The sequence below is a fragment of the Streptomyces sp. NPDC048639 genome, assembly GCF_043199075.1.
Taxonomy (GTDB): Bacteria; Actinomycetota; Actinomycetes; order Streptomycetales; family Streptomycetaceae; genus Streptomyces.
In genome coordinates, this window is sequence record NZ_JBICVP010000003.1 from 76,730 (window position 1) to 101,641 (window position 24,912).

The window sequence follows — 24,912 nt, forward strand, 5'->3', positions numbered from 1 at the left end:
ACGGTGGCCGGAACCGTCCCGGACACGGCGCCGGGCGGATCGGGCCCTCGCGCCCGGGTGCGTCCGGACGGCCCATGGGCGTCCCGCCCCGGGTTGCGCACAGCGCGGCGGCCGGGGACGCGCCCCCACGGTGCGTCCCCGGCCGCCGGAAGCGGCAACGCTCAGAGGTCGATGCCCGTGAGCACCATGACCCGCTCGTAGGTGTAGTCGTCCATCGCGAACTTCACGCCCTCGCGGCCGACACCGGACTGCTTGATGCCGCCGTAGGGCATCTGGTCCGCGCGGTAGGACGGGACATCGCCGATGATGACACCGCCGACCTCGAGCGCACGGTGGGCGCGGAACGCGGTCTGCAGGTCGCGCGTGAACACCCCGGACTGAAGGCCGTACTTGGACCGGTTGACCGCCGCGAACGCCTCGGCCTCGCCGTCCACCTTCTGCAGAGTCAGCACCGGGCCGAAGACCTCCTCGCAGGCGATCGTGGCGTCGTCCGGCACGCCTTCGAGGACGGTCGGGGCGTACGAGGCGCCGTCACGCTTGCCGCCCGCGAGCAGCTTGGCGCCCGCCTGGACGGCCTCGTCGACCCAGGACTCGACGCGCTTGGCCGCGTCCTCGCTGACCAGCGGACCGACGTCGGTGGCGCTGTCCGACGGGTCGCCGGTGACCTGTGCCTCGACGGCCGCGATCACCTTCGGCACCAGCCGGTCGTAGACCGAGGCGTCGGCGATGACGCGCTGCACCGAGATGCAGGACTGGCCGCCCTGGTAGTTGGAGAAGGTCGCGATACGGGTCGCGGCCCAGTCCAGGTCGGCCTCGGAGGAGAAGTCGGGGAGGACGACGGCGGCGCCGTTGCCGCCCAGCTCCAGCGTGCAGTGCTTGCGCGGCACCGACTCCATGATCGCGAAGCCGACCTTGTCGGAGCCGGTGAAGGAGATGACCGGAAGCCGCTCGTCCTGAACGAGGGCGGGCATGCGGTCGTTGGGCACCGGCAGGATGCTCCAGGCGCCGGCCGGCAGCTCGGTCTCGGAGAGCAGGTCGCCGAGGATCAGGCCGGAGAGCGGGGTCGCCGGGGCGGGCTTGAGGATGATCGGCGCGCCGACCGCGATCGCCGGGGCGAGCTTGTGGGCGCACAGGTTCAGCGGGAAGTTGAACGGGGCGATGCCCAGGACGACGCCGCGCGAGAAGCGGCGGGTGAAGGCCAGCCGGCCGACACCGCCGGGGTCGGTGTCCAGGCGCTGCGCCTCGCCGCCGTTGAAGCGGCGGGCCTCCTCGGCCGCGAAGCGGAAGACGGAGATGGCGCGGCCCACCTCGCCGCGGGCCCACTTGAGGGGCTTGCCGTTCTCGGCCGAGATCAGGCGGGCGATCTCCTCGGTGCGCTCGACGAGGCGCCGCGAGACGTGGTCGAGGGCTGCTGCCCGTACGTGGGCGGGTGTGGCGGCGAACTCGTCGCGTACGGCGTGCGCCGCGGCCACGGCCTCCTCGACCTGGGCCTCGGTGGGAACGCTGACGGTGCCGACGAGGCCACCGTCCCAGGGGGAGGTGACGTCGAGCGTGTCGTCGCCGGTCGCCTCGCGCCCGGCCAACCAGAAGGCGTGATGAGTGGTCACAGCGGATCCCGGCCCTTCCGAAGTGGTGGGATTGTCTCTCGTCCCCACGGTAGGGGGAGGGGCGCCGAATGTGGTTTGTCCGGCGTGGAGTGGTATCCCCGCTCCCCCCGCCGGATTGGCACCGTCGGGCTTCCGCTGTGGTGCGGGAGTGACGGCGCGGTCGCGCGTGTCGAGGCGCGGGAGTGAAGGTCCGGCGGGCGCGTGCACCCGATGGTCCGGTAGGGCCGCCGATGGGTCCCGGGGCCGTCGTCGGTACCGGCCGCGGTACGAGCGGCACCCAATGGCGCGGGCGGACACGCGCGGCGCCACCCCCGGCGGCGCCTGCGGGCTCCTGCGCCGAGCCGGTCGACCGCCTACGCCGGGCGCGTGGCGCCCGAGAACGGCATCTGGTCGATCGGGGCGATGCGCACCCGGGGCGCCCGGGCGGGGGGCGTGGATCATCTGGCCGCCACCGATGGCGAGGTCGACGTGGCCGACGCCCGAGGAGAAGAACACCAGGTCGCCGGGCGAGCGGGGCGGACCCCGATGGCGGGCAGTCCGGGCCGGATGTCCGGGTGGCACGGTCGATGGCGGGCGTAGCCTCCCCGGCCCCGGCCTGGCGGCCGGTCAGCCCGGGCCGGGGGCCGTGGCCTTGAGAGCCAGCCACAGCTCCATCCGGACGTCCGGATCGTCCAGGGAGCGGCCGAGGATCTCCTCGACGCGGCGCATGCGGTAGCGCAGCGTGTGCCGGTGGACGCCGAGGTCCGCGGCTGCCGCGTCCCACTGGCCGTGGCGGGAGAGCCAGGCTCGCAGGGAGGCGACCAGGTCTCCGCGGCCGGTCGCGTCGTGGTCGTGGAGCGCCCGGAGCATGCCGTCGGCGAAGGCGCGTACGGCGTCGTCGGCCAGGAGCGGGAGGACCGAGCCGGCGGCGACCTGCTCGTGCTCGACGATCACGCGGCCGCGGCGGCGGGCGACTGACAGGGCCTGTTCGGCCTGGCGGTACGCACCCGCCGCGGCGATCGGCCCGGCCGGCGCCGACAGCCCTATGACCGGCTCCGGCCCGCCGCCCGCAGCGCTCTTGTCGTGCGGTCCGGCGGCCGCGGGGCGCTTGCCCTCCAGCGCCTCGGCGTGGGCGAAGCAGGCCGCCGCGGCCGTCCCCCCGTCGGGGACCAGGACCACCAGGCGCTCCCCGTCCGGCACGACGAGGACGGCCTCGCCGCCGCGGGCCGCCGCGGTCTCCACGGTGTCGGCGAGCACGCCGAGCGGGTCGGGCGCCGGCCCGCCGTCGGACCCCGCCGTAACGCCGTCCGCCGCGGCCGCGGCCGGGGCCGTCTCGGCGAGGAGCATGCGGAACGGCGCGTCGAGCAGCCCGCCGTAGAGCCCGCCCGCGACGGCCCGCGCGTGGTCGGGTTCGCCCGCCAGCAGCATCCGCAGCACCGCGGCGCCGAGCCGCTGCTCCGCCTCGTGCAGGGAGCGGGAGCGCTCGGTCGTCAGGGTGAGCAGGGCGATGGCGGAGTGCACGGCATAACGCTCCGCGGTGCCCAGGGGGGCTCCGGTGCCGACGGCGAGCACACCGCGGGACCGTCGCCCGGTGCCCAGGGACTGCAGCTCGACCCGGTCCTCGCCCTCGTCGGTTCCCCCGGCCACCGCGGTCGCCGGGGCGGGCCGCTCGTGGAGCCTGGCGGCGTCGGAGGTGAGCCGGGCGGCACGGCGCGCTGCCCAGTCGGGGGCGGCGGCCACGACGGCGCCGGACGCGTCGTACAGCGCGGCCCATCCGTCGATGTGGGCGGCGAGCCGGGCGAGGAGGGCGGCGGGCCCGTCGGTGCCGAGCGCGGCGCGGGTGAGCTCCCGCTGGGCGTCGAAGCCTGCGGTGACGGCGCGGTACTGGTCGGCGGCTATGGCGGCCGAGACCGCCTTGCTGATGGCGATGAACGGGGTGCGGCGCGGGACTTCCAGCAGCGGGAAGTCCCGTTCCCGGGCGGCGTCGACCAGTGCCTGCGGGATCCGCTCGTAATTGACGCCGACGGCGAAGCCGAGCGCGACGACGCCGGCGCCGGCCAGCCTCGTGACGTACCGGCGCATCGCGTCCGCGTCCTCGGCGTCGAGCTTCATGGCGGTGGTGAGCAGCAGTTCGCCGCCGTCCATGTACGGCACGGGGTCGTCGAGTTCACTGGGGTGCGCCCAGCGGACCTCGGTCTCCAGGCGGTCCTCGCCCGCGCGGACACCGAGCTTGAGCGCGGAGTGCTGGACCAGGGACGCGAGGGTGGGAGCCATGGCACCTTCAGACTGACTTCGCCGCTCCGTATGAACGGCATGGGCCAATTCTGCCTCAGCGGACGAATCCGCCGCACGCAGTTCCCGAGCCCCGGAGGGAGTGCGGAGGCAGTGCTTCCGCGGGATGCGCGGGTTTCCCGCGCCCCCGCGCTTCGCGAGCGGCTGGCCGACCGGACCCCGCCCGCCGCCGGGCGGTTGAGCGACACCACCACGGACACCGGCACGGCGACCACGACGAGGACACCCCGGACGAATCCGGTCCCGTTCTTCAGCGCCATCCGCGCACCGGCCAGCCGCCTGAACCACGCCTCGGACCAGCCGTCGGCTGCGCACCTGACGTACGCACCCGGTCACCGTCGCCGGATGCGCACGGCAGGCCTAGCCCCGCAGGTCGACCAGCACCGGCGGGGCGTGTTCGCCCCGGACCGTGGTCAGGGAGAGCACGGCGTGCCCGGCCGGGACGGAGTGGGCCAGTTCGGAGGCCGACCAGCGTTCGCGCTCCACCCTCCGTACGGTCACCGACTCCGCCGTCACGGCCCGCCCGGTGACGAGGCGGCGGACGGTGTGCATCACGCGGGTGAGGGGCTCGTCGGCGATGATCTGCCGATTGGTGATGTCGCGGGCCTCCACCCACTCCTTGCCCCAGACCTCCGCGAACCGGGCCCCGTCCCACGTCGTCACCCCGGCGAAGGCCATACGGCAGCCGACCGCGCCGAGCAGCGGCGTCCGCAGCGCGTCCGGTACGTCCTCCAGCGTCCGCAGCGCCAGCACTGCCCCGGCGTTCGCCGAGCGGAGCCGCTGGATACCGCGCAGCGACTCGGCCGTGACGGTCTGCGTGGCGTCGTCGAGCACCACGCAGGTGAACAGCGAACGATCGGTGCGCGCCGTGGCGCACTCGGCGAACTGCGCGAGCACCAGGCGGGCCAGCAGGCGGGACGCCTCCGCGTGACCGCGCTCGGGCAGGTCGATACGGACCCTCAGCGGGTGCTCCAGGGCACGCAGCGAGAACGGCTTCCCCTCCCCCGCCGGGTCGAAGAATCCCGCGAAGGCGGGACGGTCCAGCAGGGCGATCCGGTCGGCCAGCAGGGCGCCCGCGTCGCCGGCACGCCCCGACTGCCGTTCGCGCGCATCGAGTTCACGGAGTTGGGTGGCGTCCCCGGACGCCTCCAGCGCGGAGCGGAGCGCGCCGAGCGCGGCCTCCGATCCGTCCAGCAGCTCGCGCAGCTCCGGTACGGCGGGAAAGCGGCCGTGGACCGCGCGGAACGGTCCGAGCACCTGCGCGAGCGCGGTGGCCGCCCGGCGGCTGTCCCCGCCCGGCAGGGTGGCGGCCAGGTCTCCGACGAGGGCCTCGGCGAGCATCGCGGCCGCGGCGTCCGGGTCGGCGGTGCCGCCGTAGAGGTCCAGGTCGTAGGCCGAGTCGGGCTGCCCGATCCGGATCACGACGTCGAACGCCTCGTCGGGCCCGAGCGCGGCGCCGGCCGCACCGACGGCGACGACCGCGGCCTGCCCGGCCAGCGCCTGCAGGCAGAGGGCCTCGACGACGGGCCGCACCAGCTGCGCGGTCTTGCCCGAGCCGGGAGGCCCGACAGCGAGCACCGAGGTGCCGAGGAGGGTCGGGTCGAGCGCGGAACCGGCGCCGCGGTACGCGTACGGGTTGCGCGGATCGTCGGCCGTGGTGCCGATCCGCACCTGGCGGGCGCGCAGGTCGTGGCGGCCGGTGCGGACGGGCAGGTCGCGCGCGCCCGAGGGGTGCGCACAGGCGGCCGCACCCTGCTGCCGCACGGTGTCGACGAAGGCAGCCAGGCGCGAGGGCCGGGCCTGCACGGACTGCCAGGCGCGGCTGATCCGCGCATGGTCCACGTCGTTCATCCGCCCGGCGCGCGCGTCGGCGGCGAGCGCGTCCGCGGCGGTCGCCGCCCCCGCGGCCCGCAGCTCGGGCCACTCGGCCGGATCCTCCTGCGGCTCCGGCGGGGCCTGGTCCGGGGCGGTCCGCCGCTGCCGCATCATCGGCCAGGTCCCGGCACGCCCGACGACCGCGACGACGGCGGCCACCAGCAGGACGTAGTAGAGGTTCGACACGAACTCGAGCCAGGATGCGGTGCGCGGCATCTCGCGCCAGACGCCCGGCAGCAGCGCGAACAGCGGCCAGAGCGGGACGCCGTAGCGGCGCCAGACCTCATGCCAGTTGCCGACCCGGCCGAAGCCGATCGCGAGGCCGGTCAGCACGAGGGCGTAGTAGAGGTAGGAGACGGCGACGAAGCCCTGGGTCGCCTTCCAGTCGTCGGGCACCAGCAGCAGCATGGGCAGCAGCCACCAGTCCTCGACGAAGATCCACCACCCCTCGAGGTACTGGTTCCACAGCAGCGACCAGAGCAGCCAGCCGCACAGGAACGCGATCAGCGCGCCGCTGAGGAGCTGGCGGCCCGGGATACGGTCCGGTTCCTCCGGGGGCCGGGGGCGGTGGCCGAAGGCCCAGATGCCGGGGGCGGCCCGGTTGCGCGGCGTGCGCAGCCAGGCCAGGAAGTCCCCCTCCCCCGGGCGGCCGGGCGGGACCGGGGGTACGGGCGGTGCGGACGGTGCGGACACCGGGCGCGGGGGGACAGCTCCGGCCGGCGGCGGTCCCGCGGGCCGTGGCACGTGGTCCGATCGCGTGCTGCGCGGGTCGTACGTGCCCTCGGTGTCCATCTGCTGCTGTGCCCCCTGACAGGCCCGGGTGTTCGGTAAGCGCCGCCGCTCAATCTAGTGCCCCCGCCTGGGGAGTTCAGCGATCCGCCGGCCGCGGACGACGGTGCGCCGGGCGGCGCAACCGGTACCGGGGGTTCCGGGGGCGCGCACGGGCCGCCGGGTGCGCGGGGCGCCGCTATGGCCACCGCGGACAACGTGACACGCACACCGCTACCGATCGGAGCATGCCCCGGGCCGCTGTCCGGCCCTAGCCTGCGTGAGTAGGACCAGTAGGCCCGCGTAAGCCCGGAATGGGCTGCGTTCATCCCCGGACCACAGGAGATCCACCATGACCGCAACCGCCGGAGGCCCCTCGCTCCCGCAGGAGCGCCGCGTCGTCACCGCGATCCCCGGGCCGAAGTCCCAGGAGCTGCAGGCCCGCCGGACCTCGGCGGTCGCCGGGGGCGTCGGGTCCGTGATGCCGGTGTTCGCCGCGCGGGCGGGCGGCGGCGTCCTCGAGGACGTGGACGGCAACTCGTTCATCGACTTCGGCTCCGGCATCGCCGTGACCACGGTCGGCAACAGCGCCGAGGCCGTCGTACGCCGGGCGTCCGCCCAGCTCGCCGACTTCACCCACACCTGTTTCATGGTGACGCCGTACGAGGGCTACGTGGAGGTGTGCGAGGAGCTGGCCAAGGTCACGCCGGGTGACCACGCCAAGAAGTCGGCGCTGTTCAACTCCGGCGCCGAGGCGGTGGAGAACGCGGTGAAGATCGCCCGCTCCTACACCAAGCGGCAGGCCGTCGTCGTGTTCGACCACGGCTACCACGGCCGGACGAACCTGACGATGGCGCTCACGTCGAAGAACATGCCGTACAAGCACTCGTTCGGCCCCTTCGCGCCGGAGATCTACCGCGTGCCCGTCGCGTACCCCTACCGCTGGCTGACCGGTCCCGAGAACTGCGCCAAGGAAGCCTCGGACCAGGCCATCGACATGATCACCAAGCAGATCGGCGCCGAGAACGTCGCCGCGATCGTGATCGAGCCGCTTCTCGGCGAGGGCGGTTTCATCGAGCCGGCCAAGGGCTTCCTGCCCGCGATCGCGCAGTTCGCCAAGGACAACGGGATCGTCTTCGTCGCCGACGAGATCCAGTCCGGCTTCTGCCGCACCGGCCAGTGGTTCGCCTGCGAGGACGAGGGCATCGTGCCCGACCTGATCACCACCGCGAAGGGCATCGCCGGCGGCCTGCCGCTGGCCGCCGTGACCGGCCGCGCCGAGATCATGGACGCCGCGCACAGCGGCGGCCTGGGCGGCACGTACGGCGGCAACCCGGTCGCCTGCGCCGCGGCGCTCGGCGCGATCGAGACGATGCGCGAGCTGGACCTCCCCGCCAAGGCCCGGCGGATCGCGGACATCATGAAGCCGCGGCTGGCCGCGATGCAGGAGAAGTACGACGTCATCGGCGATGTCCGCGGGCGTGGCGCGATGATCGCGATCGAGCTGGTGAAGTCCGGCTCGAAGGAGCCCAACCCGGAGGCGACTGCCGCGCTGGCCAAGGCGTGCCACGCGGAGGGGCTGCTCGTCCTGACCACCGGCACGTACGGCAACGTGCTGCGCTTCCTTCCGCCGCTGGTCATCGGTGAGGACCTGCTGAACGAGGGCCTGGGCATCCTCGAGGGCGCTCTCGCAGGGCTCTGATCCGGCCCGGGGAACCGTACGGATGTTCTGCCCGGCCACCGGCCCTCCCACCATGATCCACTGGGTCATCTGTGATGCCTCGTGAAGAATGTGTGGGGGGCCGATGGCGGACGGGCAATCCGTCTGTCGGGCCCGCCCCGCCTGGCGTACGGTTCCTGCAGATGAGAGAAACACCCCGCTCGCAGGGGACTGCGGGCGATGTCGAGTCGATGCATCCCCAGCCTCGGCCCGGCCGTGCCCTCGCGCACACCATCGGAGCTTCCGGCTCCGGAACTCCTCACCGATCGGACGGCCGCCCGCCCCATACCCCCCGGGGCGCGCGGCACACCGGTCGCGACGACCGCCCTGGAACTCTCCCCCCTGTTCCGGGGCGGTCGTCTTTGTGGCGTCTGTTCATTCCCGTAGTGCTGCCCGTCCTGTGCGGGGTCCTCTTCGCCCTGCTCACCTGGCAGGTCGCGGCCGGCGGGTGGCTCGTCGCCCTGGACGAGCGCGTGGGCTACCAGCTCTTCCGCCCCGGTACCGCGCACCCCCTCGCCGAGTTGGCCGCCGATCTGGGCAACACGCAGATCGCGCTGATCGCCCTGGTGGCGGCGATGGGCTTCTCGGTGTGGCGGGGCCTGCGGATGCGCCTACGGCGCTGGTGGCTGCCGCCGCTCACCGCAGCCGCCGCGATGGCGTCGGTCCCGGCGCTCGTCGTCCCCCTGAAGGACCTGATCGGCCGCCCGGGTCCGCTCGGCCCGGCGGAGAACTACGGCTGGTACCCCTCGGGCCACGCGGCGACCGCCACCATCGCCTACGGCGCAGCGGCCCTCCTCCTCGCGCCCGCGCTGCGCCGCGCCCTGGCCCGCCTGCTGCTGGCCGGCGCGGCGCTGCTGCTCAACCTCCTCGTCGGGGCGGGGCTGATCCGGTGCGGATACCACTGGCCGATCGATGTGCTCGGCAGCTGGCTGCTGTTCGGCGGACTGCTGTGCGCACTGTGCGTACCGGCGATGCGCCGACCGTCCGCCCCATGGCACGCACCCGCGGCGGGGGGTTCGGCTACGAGTCGAAGCCCAGCCCGATCCGGTCCATCGCCTTGAGCCAGAGGTTGCGCCGGCCGCCGCCCGCGTCCGCGCGAGCCAGCGACCACTGGGTGATCCCGATGCCCGCCCAGCGCACCGGTTCGGGCGGGAAGGGCAGCGGCTTGGAGCGCACCATGTCGGTCTGGGTGCGCTCGGTGCGCTCGCCTGCGAGCAGATCGAGCATCACGTCCGCGCCGAACCGGGTGGCTCCGACGCCGAGGCCCGTGTAGCCGACGGCGTACGCGACGCGCCCCCGGTGGGCCGTGCCGAAGAAGGGCGAGAACCGCGAGCAGGTGTCGATGACCCCGCCCCAGGTGTGGCTGAACCGGACGCCCTCGAGCTGCGGGAAGCAGCGGAAGAAGTGGTCGGCGAGCTTGAGATAGGTCTCGGGGCGCTGGTGGTACTCCTCGGCGATACGGCCGCCGTAGTGGTACACGACGTCGTAGCCGCCCCACAGGATCCGGTTGTCCTCGGTGAGCCGGAAGTAGTGGAAGTGGTTGGCACTGTCCGACAGGCCCTGACGGTTCCGCCAGCCGATCGAGGCGAGCTGCTCCTGGCTGAGCGGCTCGGTCATCAGCGCGTAGTCGTAGACCGGCACCACGTACGGGCGGACGCGCCGCACCAGGTTCGGGAAGGCGTTGGTGCCCAGTGCCACCTGCCCGGCCAGCACCCGGCCGTACGGGGTCCGCACCCCCATGCCGGCGCCGCGCGGGGCCAGTTCGGTGGCCGGGGTGTTCTCGTGGATCCGCACCCCCTTCTCGAGGCAGGCGCGCTTCAGGCCCCAGGCGAGGCGGGCCGGGTTGAGCATGGCGACGCCGGTGCGGTCCCAGAGCCCGGCGAGGAAGGTCGGCGAGTCGACCTCGGCCCGTACGGCGTCGCGGTCCAGGTAGGACAGCTCGGTGCCGAGCTCTGCCGCCTGTTCGGCGGTCTCGCGCAGGTCGGCGACCTGGTGCGGTTCGGTGGCGAGGTCGATCTCGCCGGTGCGCTCGAAGGAGCAGTCGATGCCGTAGCGGTCGACGGCGGACTCGATGGCGTCGAGGTTGGTCCGGCCCAGCTCCTGGAGCGTGGATATCTCGCCTGGCCAGCGGGAGAGCCCGTTGGCCAGGCCATGGGTCAGGGAGGCGGCGCAGAAGCCGCCGTTGCGGCCCGAGGCCGCCCAGCCGATCTCCTTGCCCTCGATGAGGACGACATCGCGGGCGGGGTTGCGCTCCTTGGCGATCAGCGCGGTCCACAGTCCCGAGTACCCGCCGCCGACGACGAGCAGGTCGCACTGCTCGTCGCCGACGAGAGCGGGCCGGGCAGCGGGCTTGCCCGGATCGTCGAGCCAGTACGGGACGGGGAGGGCCTCGGCGAGCGAACGGGCGGCGGAGGACGGTGCGGTGTGTCCCCCGGAGGGGAGAGGCATGGCACGGACGGCCATGGTTTCAGCTCCTCTTGCGGCGGCCGCTGAGCAGTTGCCCGGCGAGCACGCACAGGACGGCGACGGCGAACATCGCCGTACCGATGACATTGATCTGGACGGGCGTGCCGCGCTGCGCCGAACCCCACACGAACATGGGGAAGGTGACGGTCGAGCCCGCGTTGAAATTGGTGATGATGAAGTCGTCGAAGGAGAGCGCGAAGGCGAGCAGCGCTCCGGCGGCGATGCCGGGGGCGGCGATGGGCAGGGTGACCCGCAGGAAGGTCTGCACCGGGCCGGCGTAGAGGTCCTGGGCGGCCTGCTCCAGGCGCGGGTCCATGCTCATCACCCGGGCCTTGACCGCGGTGACGACGAAGCTCAGGCAGAACATGATGTGCGCGATGAGGATCGTCCAGAAGCCGAACTGCGCGCCCAGGTTGAGGAACAGGGTGCCCAGCGAGGCGCCCATGACGACCTCGGGCATGGCCATCGGCAGGAAGATCAGGCTGTTGACGGCGCCGCGCGCGCGAAAGCGGTAGCGGGCCAGCGCGAAGGCGATCATCGTGCCGAGGGCGGTCGCGCCGACGGTCGCCCAGAACGCGATCTGCAAACTGAGCGAGAGCGAGCCGCACAGATCGGCCACACCGCAGGGGTCGGTCCAGGCGTCGGTGGAGAACCGCTGCCACTCGTAGTTGAACCGCCCGTTGGGCTTGTTGAACGAGAAGACCAGAACGATGACGTTCGGCACGATCAGATAGGCGAGCGTGAGCACACCCGCGATCACCACGAGATTGCGTCGGAGCCAGCTCATCAGACGAGGTCCTCCGTCCCGGACTTGCGGATGTAGACGGTGACCATCGCGAGGATCGCCGCCATGAGGATGAAGGAGAGCGCGGCTGCCGTCGGGTAGTCGAGCACGCGCAGGAACTGCGACTGGATGACGTTGCCGACCATCTTCTCGTCCGTGGAGCCCAGCAGTTCGGCGTTGATGTAGTCGCCGGTCGCCGGGATGAAGGTGAGCAGGGTGCCCGCGACGACGCCCGGCATCGACAGGGGGAAGGTCACCTTCCGGAATGCCGTGGAGGGACGGGCGTAGAGGTCGCCCGCGGCCTCGTGCAGCCGGCCGTCGATCCGCTCGAGCGAGGTGTAGAGCGGAAGGATCATGAACGGCAGGAAGTTGTACGTCAGACCGCAGATCACCGCGAGCGGTGTGGCGAGCACACGGTTCCCGTCCGTGACGCCCAGCAGCGAGGTCACGTCCAGGACGTGCAGGGTGTTGAGCACCTCCACCAGCGGGCCGCTGTCGGCGAGGATCGTCTTCCAGGCCAGCGTGCGGATCAGGAAGCTGGTGAAGAACGGCGCGATGACCAGGATCAGAACGAGGTTGCGCCAGCGGCCCGCGCGGAAGGCGATGGTGTACGCGAGCGGGTAGCCGACCAGCAGGCACAGCACGGTGGCGGTGCCGGAGTACAGGACCGACTTCAAGAACTGCGGGTAGTACTCGGTGAGCGCGTCCCAGTAGGTCTCGACGTGCCAGGTGACCTGGTAGCCGGTCTCCAGGGTTCCGGTCTGCACCGACGTCGACGCCTGGTAGATCATCGGCGCGAGGAAGAAGACCACCAGCCAGACGATGCCCGGCAGCAGCAGCCAGTAAGGGACGAGCCGCTTGCGGGTGGCCGGTTTCCGTACGGGGGCCTCCGGCGAGGGCGGTGCGGGGGGCGCTTCGGCCGCCTGGGTCGCGGTCATGCGCTCTCCTTGACGATCTCCGTGCCCGCGGTGCCCACGGTCCCGGCAAGCACGGACTGGGCCGCGTCGAGACCGAACGTATGGGCCGGGTTCCAGTGCAGGACGACCTCGGCGCCGGGCACCAGACGGCTGTCCCGCTCGACGTTCTGCTCGTAGACGGCGACCTCGGGGCAGACGGAGGTGTGCACTACGTACTGCGTGGAGACGCCGATGAAGCTGGAGTCGGCGATGCGTCCGGTGATCCGATTGCGGCCCTCGGGGATGGTCCCGGCATCGTCGGCGTGCGCGAGGGACACCTTCTCGGGACGTACGCCGGCCAGAATCTTCCCGCCGGTACGGACCGTCGCCGAACATCGCTGCGCGGGCAGCCGGAGCTTGGACTCCCCCGCCTTGAGCAGGACCTCGTCGCCGTCGGTCTCGGCGACCTCGGCCTCGATGAGGTTGGAGGTGCCCAGGAAGTTGGCGACGAAGGTGGTGCCGGGGTTCTCGTAGAGGTCGGCGGGGGCGCCGAGTTGCTCGACGCGGCCCGCGTTCATCACCGCGACCGTGTCGGCCATGGTCATGGCCTCCTCCTGGTCGTGGGTGACGTGCACGAAGGTGATGCCGACCTCGGTCTGGATCCGCTTGAGTTCGAGCTGCATCTGGCGGCGCAGCTTCAGGTCGAGCGCACCCAGCGGCTCGTCGAGCAGCAGCACCTGCGGGTGGTTGATGAGCGCGCGGGCCACGGCCACGCGCTGCTGCTGGCCGCCGGAGAGCTGGTGCGGCTTGCGGCGCGCCATCTGCCCGAGCTGGACCAGCTCCAGCATCTCCCCGACCTGCTTCTTCACGGACTTGACGCCGCGGCGGCGGAGCCCGAAGGCGACGTTCTCGTAGATGTCGAGGTGCGGGAAGAGCGCGTAGTTCTGGAAGACGGTATTGACCGGGCGCTTGTACGGCGGCAGGGCGGTGACGTCCTTGCCGCCCAGCAGGACCGTGCCCGTGGTGGGCTCTTCCAGGCCGGCGATCATGCGCAGCGTGGTGGTCTTGCCGCAGCCGGAGGCGCCGAGCAGGGCGAAGAACGAGCCGGCGGGTATGGAGAGGTCGAGCGGGTGGACGGCGGAGAAGGACCCGTACTTCTTGCTGATCCCGGTGAGGCGGACGTCTCCGCCGCTGCTGTTGGAGGCGGTCTCTTTCATGGGGGCAGTCCAGTGTTCTCGTGGGCGGTCGGGAGCCGGTGGCCGTCAGGCGCCGATGAGCTTGGCGAACTTCTGCTCGAACGACGTCTCTTCCTCGGCGGAGAGCAGCCGGAAGTTGTGCGACTTCTTCGTGAACTCCGCGTCGGGGAGGATCAGCGGATTGGCCGCGAGCTCCTTGTCGATCTTCGCCAGCTCGTCGCGCACGCCGTCGACGGGACAGACGTAGTTGATGAACGCGGCGATCTTCGCGGCGACCTTCGGCTCGTAGACGTAGTCGATGAAGCGCTCGGCGTTCCGCTTGTGCCGGGCCTTGTTGGGGATCAGCAGGTTGTCGGTCGCCATCATGAAACCGGCGTCCGGGATGGTGAACTTGATCGCCGGGTTGTCGGCCTGGAGCTGGACCAGGTCGCCGGCCCAGGCCACGCAGGCGGCGATGTCGCCCTTGCTGAGGTCGTCGACGTAGTCGTTGCCGGTGAAGCGGCGGATCTGCTTGTTGTCGACGCCCTTCTGGAGGCGCGCGATGGCGGCGTCGTAGTCGTCGGCGCGGAAGTCCTCGGGCCGCTTGCCCATGTCCAGGAGCGTCAGCCCGACGGTGTCGCGCATCTCCGTCAGCATGCCGACCCGGCCCTTGAGGCTGGGGTCCTCCAGGAGCTGGGTGACGGAGGTGACCTTGCGGCCGTCGGTCGCCTTCTCGTTGTACGCGATGACCGCGGGGATGCCGGTCCAGGCGTAGGAGTGGGCGCGGACCGGGTCCCAGTCGGGGCTGCGGAATCCCTCGGCCAGATTGGCGTACGCGTTGGGCACGTTGGTCTGGTCGAGCTTCTGCATCCAGCCGAGCCGGATCATGCGTCCGGCCAGCCAGTCGGTGACGCAGATCAGGTCACGGCCGGTGTCCTGGCCCGCGGCGAGCTGCGGCTTGATCTTGCCGAAGAACTCGACGTTGTCGTTGATGTCCTCGGTGTACTTGACCCTGACGCCGGTACGGCGTTTGAACTCCTCCAGCGACGGGCGGTGCTTGTTGTCGTCGCTGACGTCGATGTACTCCGTCCAGTTGGAGAAGTTGAGCCACTTCTCCTCGTCGGAGTGGTCGTCGGCCTTGCTCGTCTCCGCGGTCCGGGTGGCGGGCGGGATGCCGCAGCCGGAGAGGGCACCCAGCCCCCCCACGGCCAGTGCTCCCGCACCGGCGGAGCGCAGCAGGGCCCGGCGGCTCATCGCCATGCGGCCCTCGGTCATGCTGCGGCGTATCGCGGCGAGTTGGGGCGCCGACAGGGACTGAGGCTCGTACTGCTCCATTGCGCTGTGCCCTTTCACGGCTGTCGGTCAGCGGTCACCGAAGACGGTGCGGTGCCAGTCCTTCCGCGCCACCGCGGTGTTGTCGTACATCACGTGCTTGACCTGCGTGTACTCGTCGAAGGAGTACGCCGACATGTCCTTGCCGAAGCCGGAGGCCTTGTAGCCGCCGTGCGGCATCTCGCTGAGGATCGGGATGTGGTCGTTGATCCACACGCAGCCCGCCTTGATCTCGCGGGTGGCACGGCCGGTGCGGTAGACGTCGCGGCTCCAGGCGGAGGCGGCGAGGCCGTAGGGGGTGTCGTTGGCCAGCGCGATGCCCTCGTCGTCGCCGTCGAAGGGCAGGACGACCAGGACCGGCCCGAAGATCTCGGCCTGGACGATCTCGCTGTCCTGGGCGGCGCCGGTGACCAGGGTCGGGCGGTAGTAGGCGCCCTTGGCCAGCTCGCCCTGCGGGGCTTCTCCCCCGGTGACGACCGTGGCGTAGGAGCGGGCGCGGTCGACGAAGCCCGCGACGCGGTCGCGCTGCGCATGCGAGATGAGCGGGCCGAGGTCGGTGGCGCGGTCGGCGGGGTCGCCCAGGCGCACGGTGGCCATGAGGTCGGCGACGCCGGAGACGAACGCGTCGTAGAGCGGCCGCTGTACGTAGGCGCGTGTCGCGGCGGTGCAGTCCTGGCCGGTGTTGATGAGGGCGCCGGCGACGGCGCCGTGCACGGCGGCCTCCAGGTCGGCGTCGTCGAAGACCACGAAGGGGGCCTTGCCGCCGAGTTCGAGGTGGAGGCGCTTGACGGTGCTCGTGGCGATCTCGGCCACGCGCTTGCCGACGGCCGTCGAGCCGGTGAAGGAGGTCATGGCGACGCCCGGGTGGCCGACGAGGTGCTCGCCCGCGTCCCGCCCTGCACCGCTGATGATGTTGATCACCCCGGCGGGGATGCCTGCCTCGTCCGCGGCCTGGGCGAACAACAGCGAGGTGAGCGGGGTGAGTTCGGCCGGCTTCAGCACGATGGTGTTGCCCGCCGCGACAGCCGGGAGGACCTTCCAGGCGGCCATCTGCAGCGGGTAGTTCCACGGCGCGATGGATCCGACGACACCGATGGGCTCGCGACGGATGTACGAGGTGTGGTCCCCGGTGTACTCCCCCGCCGACTTGCCTTCGAGGTGCCGGGCCGCACCCGCGAAGAAGGAGGCGTTGTCGATCGAGCCGGGGACGTCGAACTCCCTCGACAGCTTGATCGGCTTGCCGCACTGGAGCGTCTCGGCCTGCGCGAACTCCTCGGCCCGGTCGCCGAGGACGGCCGCGAAGCGGTGGAGGGCCTCGGACCGCTCGCCGGGGGTCGCGCCCGCCCACTCGGGGAAGGCGCGGGCGGCGGCGTCGACGGCAGCGTCGACCTCGGCGGTACCGGCCAGTTCGTAGGTGTACACCGCCTCGCCGGTGGCCGGGTCGACGACCGCGTGCTCCCGGCCGGAGGTGCCGGGACGCAGTTCACCGGCGATGTACTGGGCACCGTCGGCGAAGCGTTCGTCCGCCTGGAAGGGATTGCTCATATCGCTCTCCTCCGCCGACCCGGCCCCCTGTGACAGCGGTCGGCGTAGCTCCAGCTTCGATTGAACGCCGATCCTGACAGAGCAGGGGGCATTCAACAAGTGATTCCGTTGTTGCCTTTTGGTTACGCGACGGAATCTGTCGGTCATTGTGTCGGGCGGTCCATGAATTCGATGGACGCAGTGTCAGGGGACGGTGCGAGACTCCCATGCCATGGGGACGAACGACGAGAGCACGTCCGCGCTGATCGGGCGGGCGGAGCAGGGCGAAAAGATCATGTTCGTGCACTTCTGGCGGCACCACCCGCAGCAGGAGGGCCGCGTGGACGCGGCGTGCTTCTCCCAGTGGTGGCCCTCGCCGTTCACGGTCGACGGCATCGCGTATGCCACGGCGGAGCACTGGATGATGGCGGAGAAGGCCCGTCTCTTCGGGGACGGGGAGGCCGAGCGCAGGGCGCTGGAGGCGACGAGCCCGGCGGCCGCGCAGAAGGCCGGCCGCCTGGTCAGCGGCTTCGACGAGGAGACCTGGCGGACGCACCGCTACGGAATCGTGTTGGCGGGCAGCCTGCACAAGTTCGGCCGCGACCCGGAGCTGCGCGCGTATCTGCTCGGCACCGGCGACCATGTGCTCGTCGAGGCGAGCCCGGTGGACCGGATCTGGGGGATCGGGCTGGCCGAGGACGCCGAGGCGGCGCACGATCCGGCCCGCTGGCGGGGGCTGAATCTGCTGGGCTTCGCGCTGATGGAGGCCCGGGAGCGGCTGCGCGCGGACGGTGGCGCGGAGGCCGGCACGGCCTGACGGCTTGCCCGGCCTGACGGCGGGCGCGGGACCCGGTCGTGAGCAGCGCGCGCTACGGCGTGACGCTCACGGCCGCCCGGGAGGGGGCAGACGCGTCGCCGGTGTAGTTGTCGCCGTCGTCCTGGGAGCTGGCGATGAGCAGCACCAGCATCAGCGCTCCGGCGACGACCGCGACGACGCCGAGGATCACCCCGGCCAGGGCCTGACCTCCGCCCCCGGCCTCTCCCCGGGTCGCCTTTCCGCGGCCGAGGGCGCCGAAGATGATCGCCAGCACACCGAGGATGATCGCGAAGACGCTGGTGAAGAAGAGGACGGTGCCGACGATGCCGACCACCATGCCCGCGATCGCCAGCCCGTTCGTCGGAAGAGGCTGCCCGGACTGCCAGCCGGCGCCGTAACCGCCCGACCCGTAGCCGCCGGGAGCCCCCGAGTAGCCGGGGTAGGCCGGGTAGCCGCCGTACGGGCTGCCGCTGCCGTAGCCGGTGGAGCCGTAGGGGTCGGCGCCGTACGCGGGCGCGTACGAGGCGGGGCCGGTGGGGGCGATCGGAGGTGGCGGCACCGCGCCGGCTCCGCCCGGGGGCAGAGGCTGGTGGGCCGCCGGGGGCTGAGGCGGAGGCTGATGGGCACCGGGAGGCGGAGGCTGATGGGCGCCGGAGGGCGGCATGCCGGAGGCCGTGGGGGGAGCCGCCACCGGCGGTACGGGCCGCTGCTTGTCCAGGGGCACCGGCTGCTCCGGCGGCGCCCACGGGTCCCGCCGTTCGGGCTGCTGGGGCTTCTCGGCGTCGGACATGTTCCTCCCCTTCGAACGTCCGGCAATGCTACGGCCTGGGGCCCGGACGGTCTCCGGAACTGCTGCACCCCGGATCCCGGCCGCCCCTCGCCGGTCCGCCCGCTCGCTGTCCGCCCCCAACAGGGCCCCCGCCAGGCCGCGCCGTGCCCCGTGCCTACGATGATCCCTGCCCGCCACCACGGAACCAGCACGCTTGTCCCCAGGAGGACCGATGGCCGATCTCCACACCTTCATCGCGGGACTGCCCAAGGCGGAACTCCACGTCCACCACGTCGGCTCGGCCTCTCCGCGCATCGTCGCCGAACTGGCCGCCCGCCACCCCGACTCCAAGGTCCCCACCGACCCCGAGGCGCTGGTCGACTACTTCACCTTCCGGGACTTCGCCCACTTCATCGAGGTCTATCTCTCCGTGGTGGACCTGGTGCGCGATGCCGACGACGTACGGCTGCTCACGTACGAGGTGGCCCATGAGATGGCCCAGCAGAGCATCCGGTACGCCGAGCTGACCGTCACCCCCTTCAGCTCCGTCCGGCGCGGAATCCCCGACGTGGCGTTCGTCGAAGCCATCGAGGACGCCCGCAGGGCGGCGGAGGCCGACCTCGGCGTGATCCTGCGCTGGTGCTTCGACATCCCGGGCGAGGCAGGGCTGGAGGCGGCGGAGGAGACGGCGCGGATCGCGGTGGACCTGAACCCCGAGGGGCTGGTCTCGTTCGGTCTGGGCGGCCCCGAACTGGGCGTTCCCCGGCCGCAGTTCAAGCCGTACTTCGACCGCGCCATCGCGGCCGGGCTGCACAGCGTGCCGCACGCGGGCGAGACCACGGGCCCGGAGACGATCTGGGACGCCCTGACCCATCTGCGCGCCGAGCGCATCGGGCACGGCACCAGCTCCGTCCGGGACCCGCGGCTGCTGGCGCACCTCGCCGAGCACCGCATCCCGCTGGAGGTCTGCCCGACCTCGAACATCGCGACGCGCGCCGTGGCGCACCTCGACGAGCACCCCATCAAGGAGATGGTGGCGGCCGGCGTGCTGGTGACCGTCAACAGCGACGACCCGCCGATGTTCGGCACCGACCTCAACACCGAGTACGGGGTGGCCGCCCGGCTGCTGGACCTGGACGAGCGCGGCGTCGCCGGCCTCGCCAGGAACGCCGTCGAGGCGTCCTTCCTCGACCCGTCCGGCAAGGAGAAGCTCATCGCCGAGATCGACGGGTACACCGCCTCATGGCTGCAGTAGCCGTCGCCCATCGCGGCGACCCGTACCGCGTACGCGAGAACACCCTGCCCTCCCTGCGCTCGGCGGTCCGGCAGGGCGCGGACGCGGTCGAGTTCGACGTACGGCTGACCCGCGACGGCGTGCCGGTGCTGCTCCACGACGCGACCCTGGAGCGGCTCTGGGAGGTGGAACGGCCGCTCTCCGAGGTCACCGCCGCCGAGGTACGTGTCCTGACGGGCGGCGGTGTCCCCGCGCTCGCCGAGGGCCTGGCGGCGGTATGCCAAGGGTCCGCGGCCCGCCCGATGATCGATCTGCCGGATCCGGCGGCGGCGCCTGCCGCGGTCGCCGAGGTCCGCGCGGCCGGGCTCGCCGGCCGCGCCTACTACTGCGGCGGAGCCGCCGGCATGCTGGCCCTCCGCGCGGCGGACCCGGACGCCGAGATCGCCCTCACCCGGACCACGCTCGCCCCGCCGCCTCCCGCGCTCCTCGCGGCCGTGCGCCCGCGCTGGCTCAACTACCGCTTCGGGCTGGTGAGCGAGGACCTCGTGGCCCGCGACCACGCCGGCGGCATGCTGGTCTCCGCCTGGACCGCGGACACCGGCCGCACGATGAAGCGCCTGCTGCGGCACGGCGTCGACTCGGTCACCACCAACCGCATCGACTGCCTGCGCCGCCTGCTCGACCGCTGAGCCCGCCGCCGTACGAACCCGGGACCGCCGTCCGTACGAGCTCGGGACCACCGTCCGTACGGCCGTGGCACCGGGCCCGGGCAAGGAACCGGGTCCGTACGGGCCGGGTCCGTACGGGCCGGGTCCGTACGGGCCGGGTCCGTACGCACCGGGTCCGCGCCGCCGACTCCCCTGACCGGCACGCCCGTTCAGAGGCCGACGATGGCGTTCCACTCCCGGGCGAAGTCCCGGCGCTCCCGCGGGGTGATGTCGCGCGCCACGGCCAGCCGTGCGCGCATCGCCTCGTCCGGGAAGATCAGCGGATCCTCGGCCAGTTCGGCGGTCTCCTCGTCCTTGGCGGAGGCCAGGACGTCGCGGGCCGCGGGCACCGGGCAGACGTAGTTGACCCAGGCGGCGAGCGCGGCCGCCGTCTCCGGCTCGTAGTAGTAGTCGATCAGCGCCTCGGCATTGCGCTTGTGGCCGGCTCTGTTGGGGATCATCAGGCTCTCCGACCACAGCTCGGCGCCCTCCTCCGGCACCACGAACTCGATGCCGGGGTGGTCGGCCCGGAGCTGGATGACGTCACCGGAGTACGCCTGGCAGGCGAGTACGTCACCGGAGGCCAGGTCCTTGATGTAGTCGTTGCCGGTGAAGCGGCGTATGTGGTGGCGGGAGACCAGGCGGCGCACCTGGTCGGTGACCGTATGGAAGTCGTCCGCCGTCCAGCGCGTGATGTCCGCGCCGTTGCCCTGCATGAGGAGGGCGAAGGCCTCGTCGAGGCCGGCGAGCAGCGTCACCTTGCCGCGCAGGTCGTCGCCGAAGAGCTCGGCGGTGCTGCGGATCTCCCGGCCCAGGGCCTCGCGGTTGTACGCGATGCCGGTGATGCCGGACTGCCACGGCACGGCATGCCGGCGCCCGCGGTCGAAGGCCGGGTCGCGCAGCAGCGGGTCGAGATGGCGTGTGACGTTCGGCTGCGCGGCACGGTCCATCTCCTGCACCCAGCCCAGCCGGACGAACCGCCCGCACATCCAGTCGCTCATCACCACGAGGTCCCTGCCGGTGTCCTGATGGTTCATCAGGGCCGGGCCGACCTTGCCGAAGAACTCGTCGTTGTCGTTGATCTCCTCGGTGTAGTCCACGGAGATGCCGGTGCGTTTCTCGAACGCCGCGAGCGTGGGCCGCAGTTGCGCGTCGCCGTCGTCGACGTCGATGTAGAGCGGCCAGTTGGCGAAGGCGAGCCGCCGTTCTCGTACGGAGCGGTCGGGCACCGTACGGTCCGCGGGTGCCACGTAGGCGGGCGGGATGCCGCATCCGGCGAGTGCAGTGGCCGCGGCCCCGCCGCTCAGGGCGCGCAACACGGTTCTGCGGGACGGCGCGTGGCGCCTGGTGACCGTCGTGATCTCCGGCATTGGCGCAGGATGCCGTGGACATGGCGGGGCGGCAAGGGACGGTGCGTCCGGAACGGCGACGGCGCGCCCCGACGATGGGTCGGGGCGCGCCGTCTTCCGGTCTCCGGGACGTCCGTGTGCTCAGTCCAGGGACGTCATCACGTGCTTGATGCGGGTGTAGTCCTCGAAGCCGTAGGCCGAGAGGTCCTTGCCGTAGCCGGACTTCTTGAAGCCGCCGTGCGGCATCTCGGCGACCAGCGGGATGTGGGTGTTGATCCACACGCAGCCGAAGTCGAGCGCCTTGGACATCCGCATGGCGCGGCTGTGGTCCTTGGTCCACACCGAGGAAGCGAGCGCGTACTCCACGCCGTTGGCGTAGGTGACGGCCTGCTGCTCGTCCGTGAACCTCTGGACGGTGATGACGGGACCGAAGACCTCCTTCTGGATGATCTCGTCGTCCTGCTTGAGGCCGGAGACGACGGTCGGGGCGTAGAAGAAGCCCTTGTCGCCGACCCGGTGGCCGCCCGCCTCGACCTTGGCGTGCGAGGGCAGACGGTCGATGAAGCCGGAGACCTGGGCGAGCTGGTTGGCGTTGTTGAGCGGGCCGAAGAGGACGTCGTCGTCGTCCGGCTGACCCGTCTTGGTGTCGGCCGCGGCCTTGGCGAGCGCGGTGACGAACTCGTCGTGGATCGACTCGTGGACGAGAACGCGGCACGCGGCCGTGCAGTCCTGGCCCGCGTTGAAGAAGCCCGCGACCGAGATGTCCTCGACGGCCTTGGGGATGTCGGAGTCATCGAAGACCACGACCGGGGCCTTGCCGCCGAGTTCCAGATGGACCCGCTTGAGGTCCTTGGAGGCGGTCTCGGCGACCTGCATGCCGGCCCGCACGGAGCCGGTGATGGAGGCCATCGCCGGGGTCTCGTGCTCGACCATCAGGCGGCCGGTGTCACGGTCGCCGCAGACGACGTTGAAGACGCCCTTGGGGACGACGGAGCCGATGATCTCGGCGAGCAGGACCGTGGACGCCGGAGTGGTGTCCGACGGCTTCAGGACGACCGTGTTGCCCGCGGCGAGCGCCGGGGCGAACTTCCACACGGCCATCATCATCGGGTAGTTCCACGGGGCGACCTGGGCGCAGACGCCGACCGGCTCCCGGCGGATGATCGAGGTCAGCCCCTCCATGTACTCGCCGGCCGAGCGGCCCTCCAGCAGCCGGGCCGCACCCGCGAAGAAGCGGATCTGGTCGACCATGGGAGGGATCTCCTCGGACCGGGTCAGTCCGATGGGCTTGCCGGTGTTCTCGCTCTCCGCGGCGATCAGCTCCTCGGCACGCGCCTCGACCGCGTCGGCGATCTTGAGCAGTGCCTTCTGGCGCTCGCCCGGTACGAGGTCGCGCCAGGCCGGGAACGCGGCCTCGGCGGCCGCCATGGCGGAGTCGACGTCCGCGGATCCGGACAGCGGAGCGGTCGCGTACACCTCTCCTGTGGCCGGATTGACCACCTCGGTGGTCCGCCCGTCGGCGGCATCCCGGAACTCCCCGTCGATGTAGTTGCGCAGACGACGCAGCTCGGTGGTCACTGCCACCCCTCCTAATCGGTGTCCGATGGGTGAGACATCCAGCCTACTGACTGTGGCGACGCTTTCGACATACCCGCCACCCACTACCTACGGAATCAGTGATATTCGACGATCGCAACAACGAATTTCATCGCTTGGTAGTTGCCAGACTGTCGACTACTCATGCACAGTGTTGCCCGTGGCCACACGAGACAAGAACGGCAACGCGACGATCGACTCCGTTTCCCTGGCGATCATCGAGCAGCTCCAGGAAGACGGACGGCGTCCCTACGCGGCGATCGGCAAGGCCGTGGGCCTCTCCGAGGCCGCGGTCAGGCAGCGCGTCCAGAAGCTGCTCGACCAGAACGTGATGCAGATCGTCGCCGTCACCGACCCGCTCACCGTGGGCTTCCGGCGCCAGGCGATGGTCGGCATCAACGTCGAGGGAGACCTCGACCCGGTGGCGGACGCGCTGACCGAGATGGGCGAGGTCGAGTACGTGGTCGTCACCGCGGGCTCCTTCGACCTCATCGTGGAGGTCGTCTGCGAGGACGACGACCACCTTCTCGCAATGATCAACAAGCGGATACGCGCGCTTCCCGGCGTGCGCTCCACCGAGAGCTTCGTCTACCTCAAGCTCAAGAAGCAGACCTACACATGGGGAACCCGATAGCCATGAGCGCCGACCTCTCCAAGACGGCGTACGACCACCTGTGGATGCACTTCACCCGCATGTCGTCGTACGAGAACGCCCCCGTCCCGACGATCGTCCGCGGCGAGGGCACGTACATCTACGACGACAAGGGCAGGAAGTACCTCGACGGCCTCGCGGGCCTGTTCGTGGTTCAGGCCGGCCACGGCCGCCAGGAGCTGGCCGAGGTCGCCGCCAAGCAGGCGGCCGAGCTGGCCTTCTTCCCCGTGTGGTCCTATGCGCACCCCAAGGCCATCGAGCTGGCCGAGCGCCTGGCGAACCACGCACCCGGCGACCTGAACAAGGTCTTCTTCACCACCGGCGGCGGCGAGGCCGTCGAGACCGCCTGGAAGCTGGCGAAGCAGTACCACAAGCTCACCGGCAACCACACCAAGTACAAGGTGATCTCGCGGGCGGTGGCCTACCACGGCACCCCGCAGGGCGCCCTGTCCATCACCGGTCTGCCCGCCCTGAAGGCACCCTTCGAGCCGCTGGTCCCGGGCGCGCACAAGGTGCCCAACACCAACATCTACCGCGCGCCGATCCACGGCGACGACCCGGAGGCCTTCGGCCGCTGGGCCGCCGACCAGATCGAGCAGGAGATCCTCTTCGAGGGCCCGGACACCGTCGCCGCCGTCTTCCTGGAGCCGGTGCAGAACGCGGGCGGCTGCTTCCCGCCCCCGCCCGGCTACTTCCAGCGGGTCCGCGAGATCTGCGACCAGTACGACGTGCTGCTCGTCTCGGACGAGGTCATCTGCGCGTTCGGCCGCCTCGGCCACATCTTCGCCTGTGACAAGTTCGGCTACGTCCCGGACATCATCACCTGCGCCAAGGGCATGACCTCCGGCTACTCCCCCATCGGTGCCGCGATCGTCTCCGACCGCGTCGCCGAGCCCTTCTACAAGGGCGGCAACACCTTCCTGCACGGCTACACCTTCGGCGGCCACCCGGTCTCCGCCGCGGTCGCCCTGGCCAACCTCGACATCTTCGAGCGCGAGGGCCTCAACCAGCACGTGCTGGACCAGGAGCCGGCGTTCCTGCGGACCCTGCAGAAGCTGTACGACCTGCCGATCGTCGGCGACGTCCGCGGCAACGGCTTCTTCTACGGCATCGAGCTGGTCAAGGACAAGGCGACCAAGGAGTCGTTCACGGACGAGGAGTCCGAGCGGATCCTCTACGGCTTCGTGTCCAAGAAGCTCTTCGAGTACGGCCTGTACTGCCGTGCCGACGACCGCGGCGACCCGGTCATCCAGCTCTCGCCGCCGCTGATCTCGAACCAGTCGACGTTCGACGAGATCGAGCAGATCATCCGTCAGGTCCTCACCGAGGCCTGGACCAAGATCTGACGACGGCCCGGAGCCCGTCGGCTC

At 71.5% G+C, this 24,912-nt stretch carries 19 protein-coding genes and 1 pseudogene; 7 read left to right on the forward strand and 13 right to left on the reverse strand.

All coding sequences use genetic code 11. The features are described 5' to 3' along the window. Window positions 1-161: 161 nt before the first annotated feature. The 4 genes and pseudogenes from ACGFNH_RS08665 to ACGFNH_RS08680 all read right to left on the reverse strand — a co-directional run bounded on the left by ACGFNH_RS08665 (window position 162) and on the right by ACGFNH_RS08680 (window position 6,545). A complete protein-coding gene (locus tag ACGFNH_RS08665) occupies window positions 162-1,607 on the reverse strand; it encodes an aldehyde dehydrogenase family protein (protein WP_393652330.1) in 1,446 nt (481 codons plus the stop codon). Between the two features lie 353 nt (window positions 1,608-1,960). Beyond that, window positions 1,961-2,114, reverse strand: a pseudogene (locus tag ACGFNH_RS08670) (NlpC/P60 family protein); the annotation flags it as partial. A 99-nt stretch (window positions 2,115-2,213) separates the two neighbouring features. Beyond that, a complete protein-coding gene (locus tag ACGFNH_RS08675; RefSeq protein WP_393652331.1) occupies window positions 2,214-3,860 on the reverse strand; it encodes a PucR family transcriptional regulator in 1,647 nt (548 codons plus the stop codon). Between the two features lie 378 nt (window positions 3,861-4,238). Continuing rightward, window positions 4,239-6,545 carry an ATP/GTP-binding protein gene (locus tag ACGFNH_RS08680; RefSeq protein WP_393652332.1) on the reverse strand — a complete coding sequence of 769 codons (2,307 nt, stop codon included), beginning with the start codon at window positions 6,543-6,545 and terminating at the stop codon, window positions 4,239-4,241. A gap of 328 nt (window positions 6,546-6,873) precedes the next feature. Here ACGFNH_RS08680 and gabT point away from each other — a divergent pair, with 328 nt between their 5' ends. Both gabT and ACGFNH_RS08690 read left to right on the forward strand, forming a co-directional pair. Further along, the gene (gene gabT / locus ACGFNH_RS08685; protein ID WP_393652333.1) at window positions 6,874-8,223 is read left to right on the forward strand and encodes a 4-aminobutyrate--2-oxoglutarate transaminase; all 1,350 of its coding nucleotides are present in this window, start codon (window positions 6,874-6,876) and stop codon (window positions 8,221-8,223) included. A gap of 404 nt (window positions 8,224-8,627) precedes the next feature. Further along, a complete protein-coding gene (locus ACGFNH_RS08690) occupies window positions 8,628-9,302 on the forward strand; it encodes a phosphatase PAP2 family protein (protein WP_393652334.1) in 675 nt (224 codons plus the stop codon). Here ACGFNH_RS08690 and ACGFNH_RS08695 read toward each other — a convergent pair. Genes ACGFNH_RS08695 through ACGFNH_RS08720 form a run of 6 tightly spaced genes read right to left on the reverse strand, consistent with a single transcriptional unit; the run spans window position 9,262 to window position 16,439 of the window. Further along, window positions 9,262-10,704 (reverse strand): NAD(P)/FAD-dependent oxidoreductase, encoded by a 1,443-nt coding sequence (locus ACGFNH_RS08695; protein WP_393652335.1) that lies wholly within the window; start codon window positions 10,702-10,704, stop codon window positions 9,262-9,264. The genes ACGFNH_RS08690 and ACGFNH_RS08695 overlap by 41 nt on opposite strands. A gap of 4 nt (window positions 10,705-10,708) precedes the next feature. Next, window positions 10,709-11,494 (reverse strand): ABC transporter permease, encoded by a 786-nt coding sequence (locus tag ACGFNH_RS08700; RefSeq protein ID WP_393652336.1) that lies wholly within the window; start codon window positions 11,492-11,494, stop codon window positions 10,709-10,711. After that, window positions 11,494-12,429 (reverse strand): ABC transporter permease, encoded by a 936-nt coding sequence (locus tag ACGFNH_RS08705; RefSeq protein WP_393652337.1) that lies wholly within the window; start codon window positions 12,427-12,429, stop codon window positions 11,494-11,496. Before ACGFNH_RS08705 ends, ACGFNH_RS08700 begins: the two co-directional genes overlap by 1 nt. Beyond that, window positions 12,426-13,604, reverse strand: coding sequence for an ABC transporter ATP-binding protein (locus tag ACGFNH_RS08710; protein WP_393652338.1), 1,179 nt, complete (start codon window positions 13,602-13,604; stop codon window positions 12,426-12,428). Before ACGFNH_RS08710 ends, ACGFNH_RS08705 begins: the two co-directional genes overlap by 4 nt. Before the next feature lie 45 nt (window positions 13,605-13,649). After that, window positions 13,650-14,897 (reverse strand): spermidine/putrescine ABC transporter substrate-binding protein, encoded by a 1,248-nt coding sequence (locus tag ACGFNH_RS08715; protein ID WP_393652339.1) that lies wholly within the window; start codon window positions 14,895-14,897, stop codon window positions 13,650-13,652. 27 nt (window positions 14,898-14,924) lie between these two features. Next, window positions 14,925-16,439 (reverse strand): gamma-aminobutyraldehyde dehydrogenase, encoded by a 1,515-nt coding sequence (locus tag ACGFNH_RS08720; protein WP_393652340.1) that lies wholly within the window; start codon window positions 16,437-16,439, stop codon window positions 14,925-14,927. 211 nt (window positions 16,440-16,650) lie between these two features. Between ACGFNH_RS08720 and ACGFNH_RS08725 the strand changes: the two genes are divergently transcribed. Beyond that, window positions 16,651-17,235, forward strand: coding sequence for an NADAR family protein (locus ACGFNH_RS08725; protein ID WP_393652341.1), 585 nt, complete (start codon window positions 16,651-16,653; stop codon window positions 17,233-17,235). A gap of 52 nt (window positions 17,236-17,287) precedes the next feature. On the opposite strand, the gene ACGFNH_RS08730 is transcribed toward ACGFNH_RS08725, so the two are convergent. Continuing rightward, window positions 17,288-18,025, reverse strand: coding sequence for a DUF4190 domain-containing protein (locus ACGFNH_RS08730; protein WP_393652342.1), 738 nt, complete (start codon window positions 18,023-18,025; stop codon window positions 17,288-17,290). Between the two features lie 211 nt (window positions 18,026-18,236). Between ACGFNH_RS08730 and ACGFNH_RS08735 the strand changes: the two genes are divergently transcribed. Continuing rightward, window positions 18,237-19,259: an adenosine deaminase gene (locus ACGFNH_RS08735; protein ID WP_393652343.1), complete on the forward strand. Its 1,023-nt coding sequence runs from the start codon at window positions 18,237-18,239 to the stop codon at window positions 19,257-19,259. After that, a complete protein-coding gene (locus ACGFNH_RS08740) occupies window positions 19,247-19,927 on the forward strand; it encodes a glycerophosphodiester phosphodiesterase (protein ID WP_393652344.1) in 681 nt (226 codons plus the stop codon). The genes ACGFNH_RS08735 and ACGFNH_RS08740 overlap by 13 nt, the downstream gene beginning before the upstream one ends. 188 nt (window positions 19,928-20,115) lie before the next feature. On the opposite strand, the gene ACGFNH_RS08745 is transcribed toward ACGFNH_RS08740, so the two are convergent. Both ACGFNH_RS08745 and ACGFNH_RS08750 read right to left on the reverse strand, forming a co-directional pair. Continuing rightward, window positions 20,116-21,315, reverse strand: a complete 1,200-nt coding sequence (locus tag ACGFNH_RS08745) for a spermidine/putrescine ABC transporter substrate-binding protein (RefSeq protein WP_393652345.1) — start codon at window positions 21,313-21,315, stop codon at window positions 20,116-20,118. A gap of 120 nt (window positions 21,316-21,435) precedes the next feature. Beyond that, a complete protein-coding gene (locus tag ACGFNH_RS08750) occupies window positions 21,436-22,872 on the reverse strand; it encodes a gamma-aminobutyraldehyde dehydrogenase (protein ID WP_393652346.1) in 1,437 nt (478 codons plus the stop codon). 178 nt (window positions 22,873-23,050) lie between these two features. On the opposite strand from ACGFNH_RS08750, the gene ACGFNH_RS08755 reads away from it, so the two are divergent. Continuing rightward, window positions 23,051-23,524, forward strand: a complete 474-nt coding sequence (locus ACGFNH_RS08755; protein WP_393652347.1) for an Lrp/AsnC family transcriptional regulator — start codon at window positions 23,051-23,053, stop codon at window positions 23,522-23,524. After that, entirely contained in the window at window positions 23,509-24,888 is a 1,380-nt protein-coding gene (locus ACGFNH_RS08760; protein ID WP_393652348.1) for an aspartate aminotransferase family protein, read from the forward strand. The genes ACGFNH_RS08755 and ACGFNH_RS08760 overlap by 16 nt, the downstream gene beginning before the upstream one ends. Window positions 24,889-24,912: the final 24 nt, after the last annotated feature.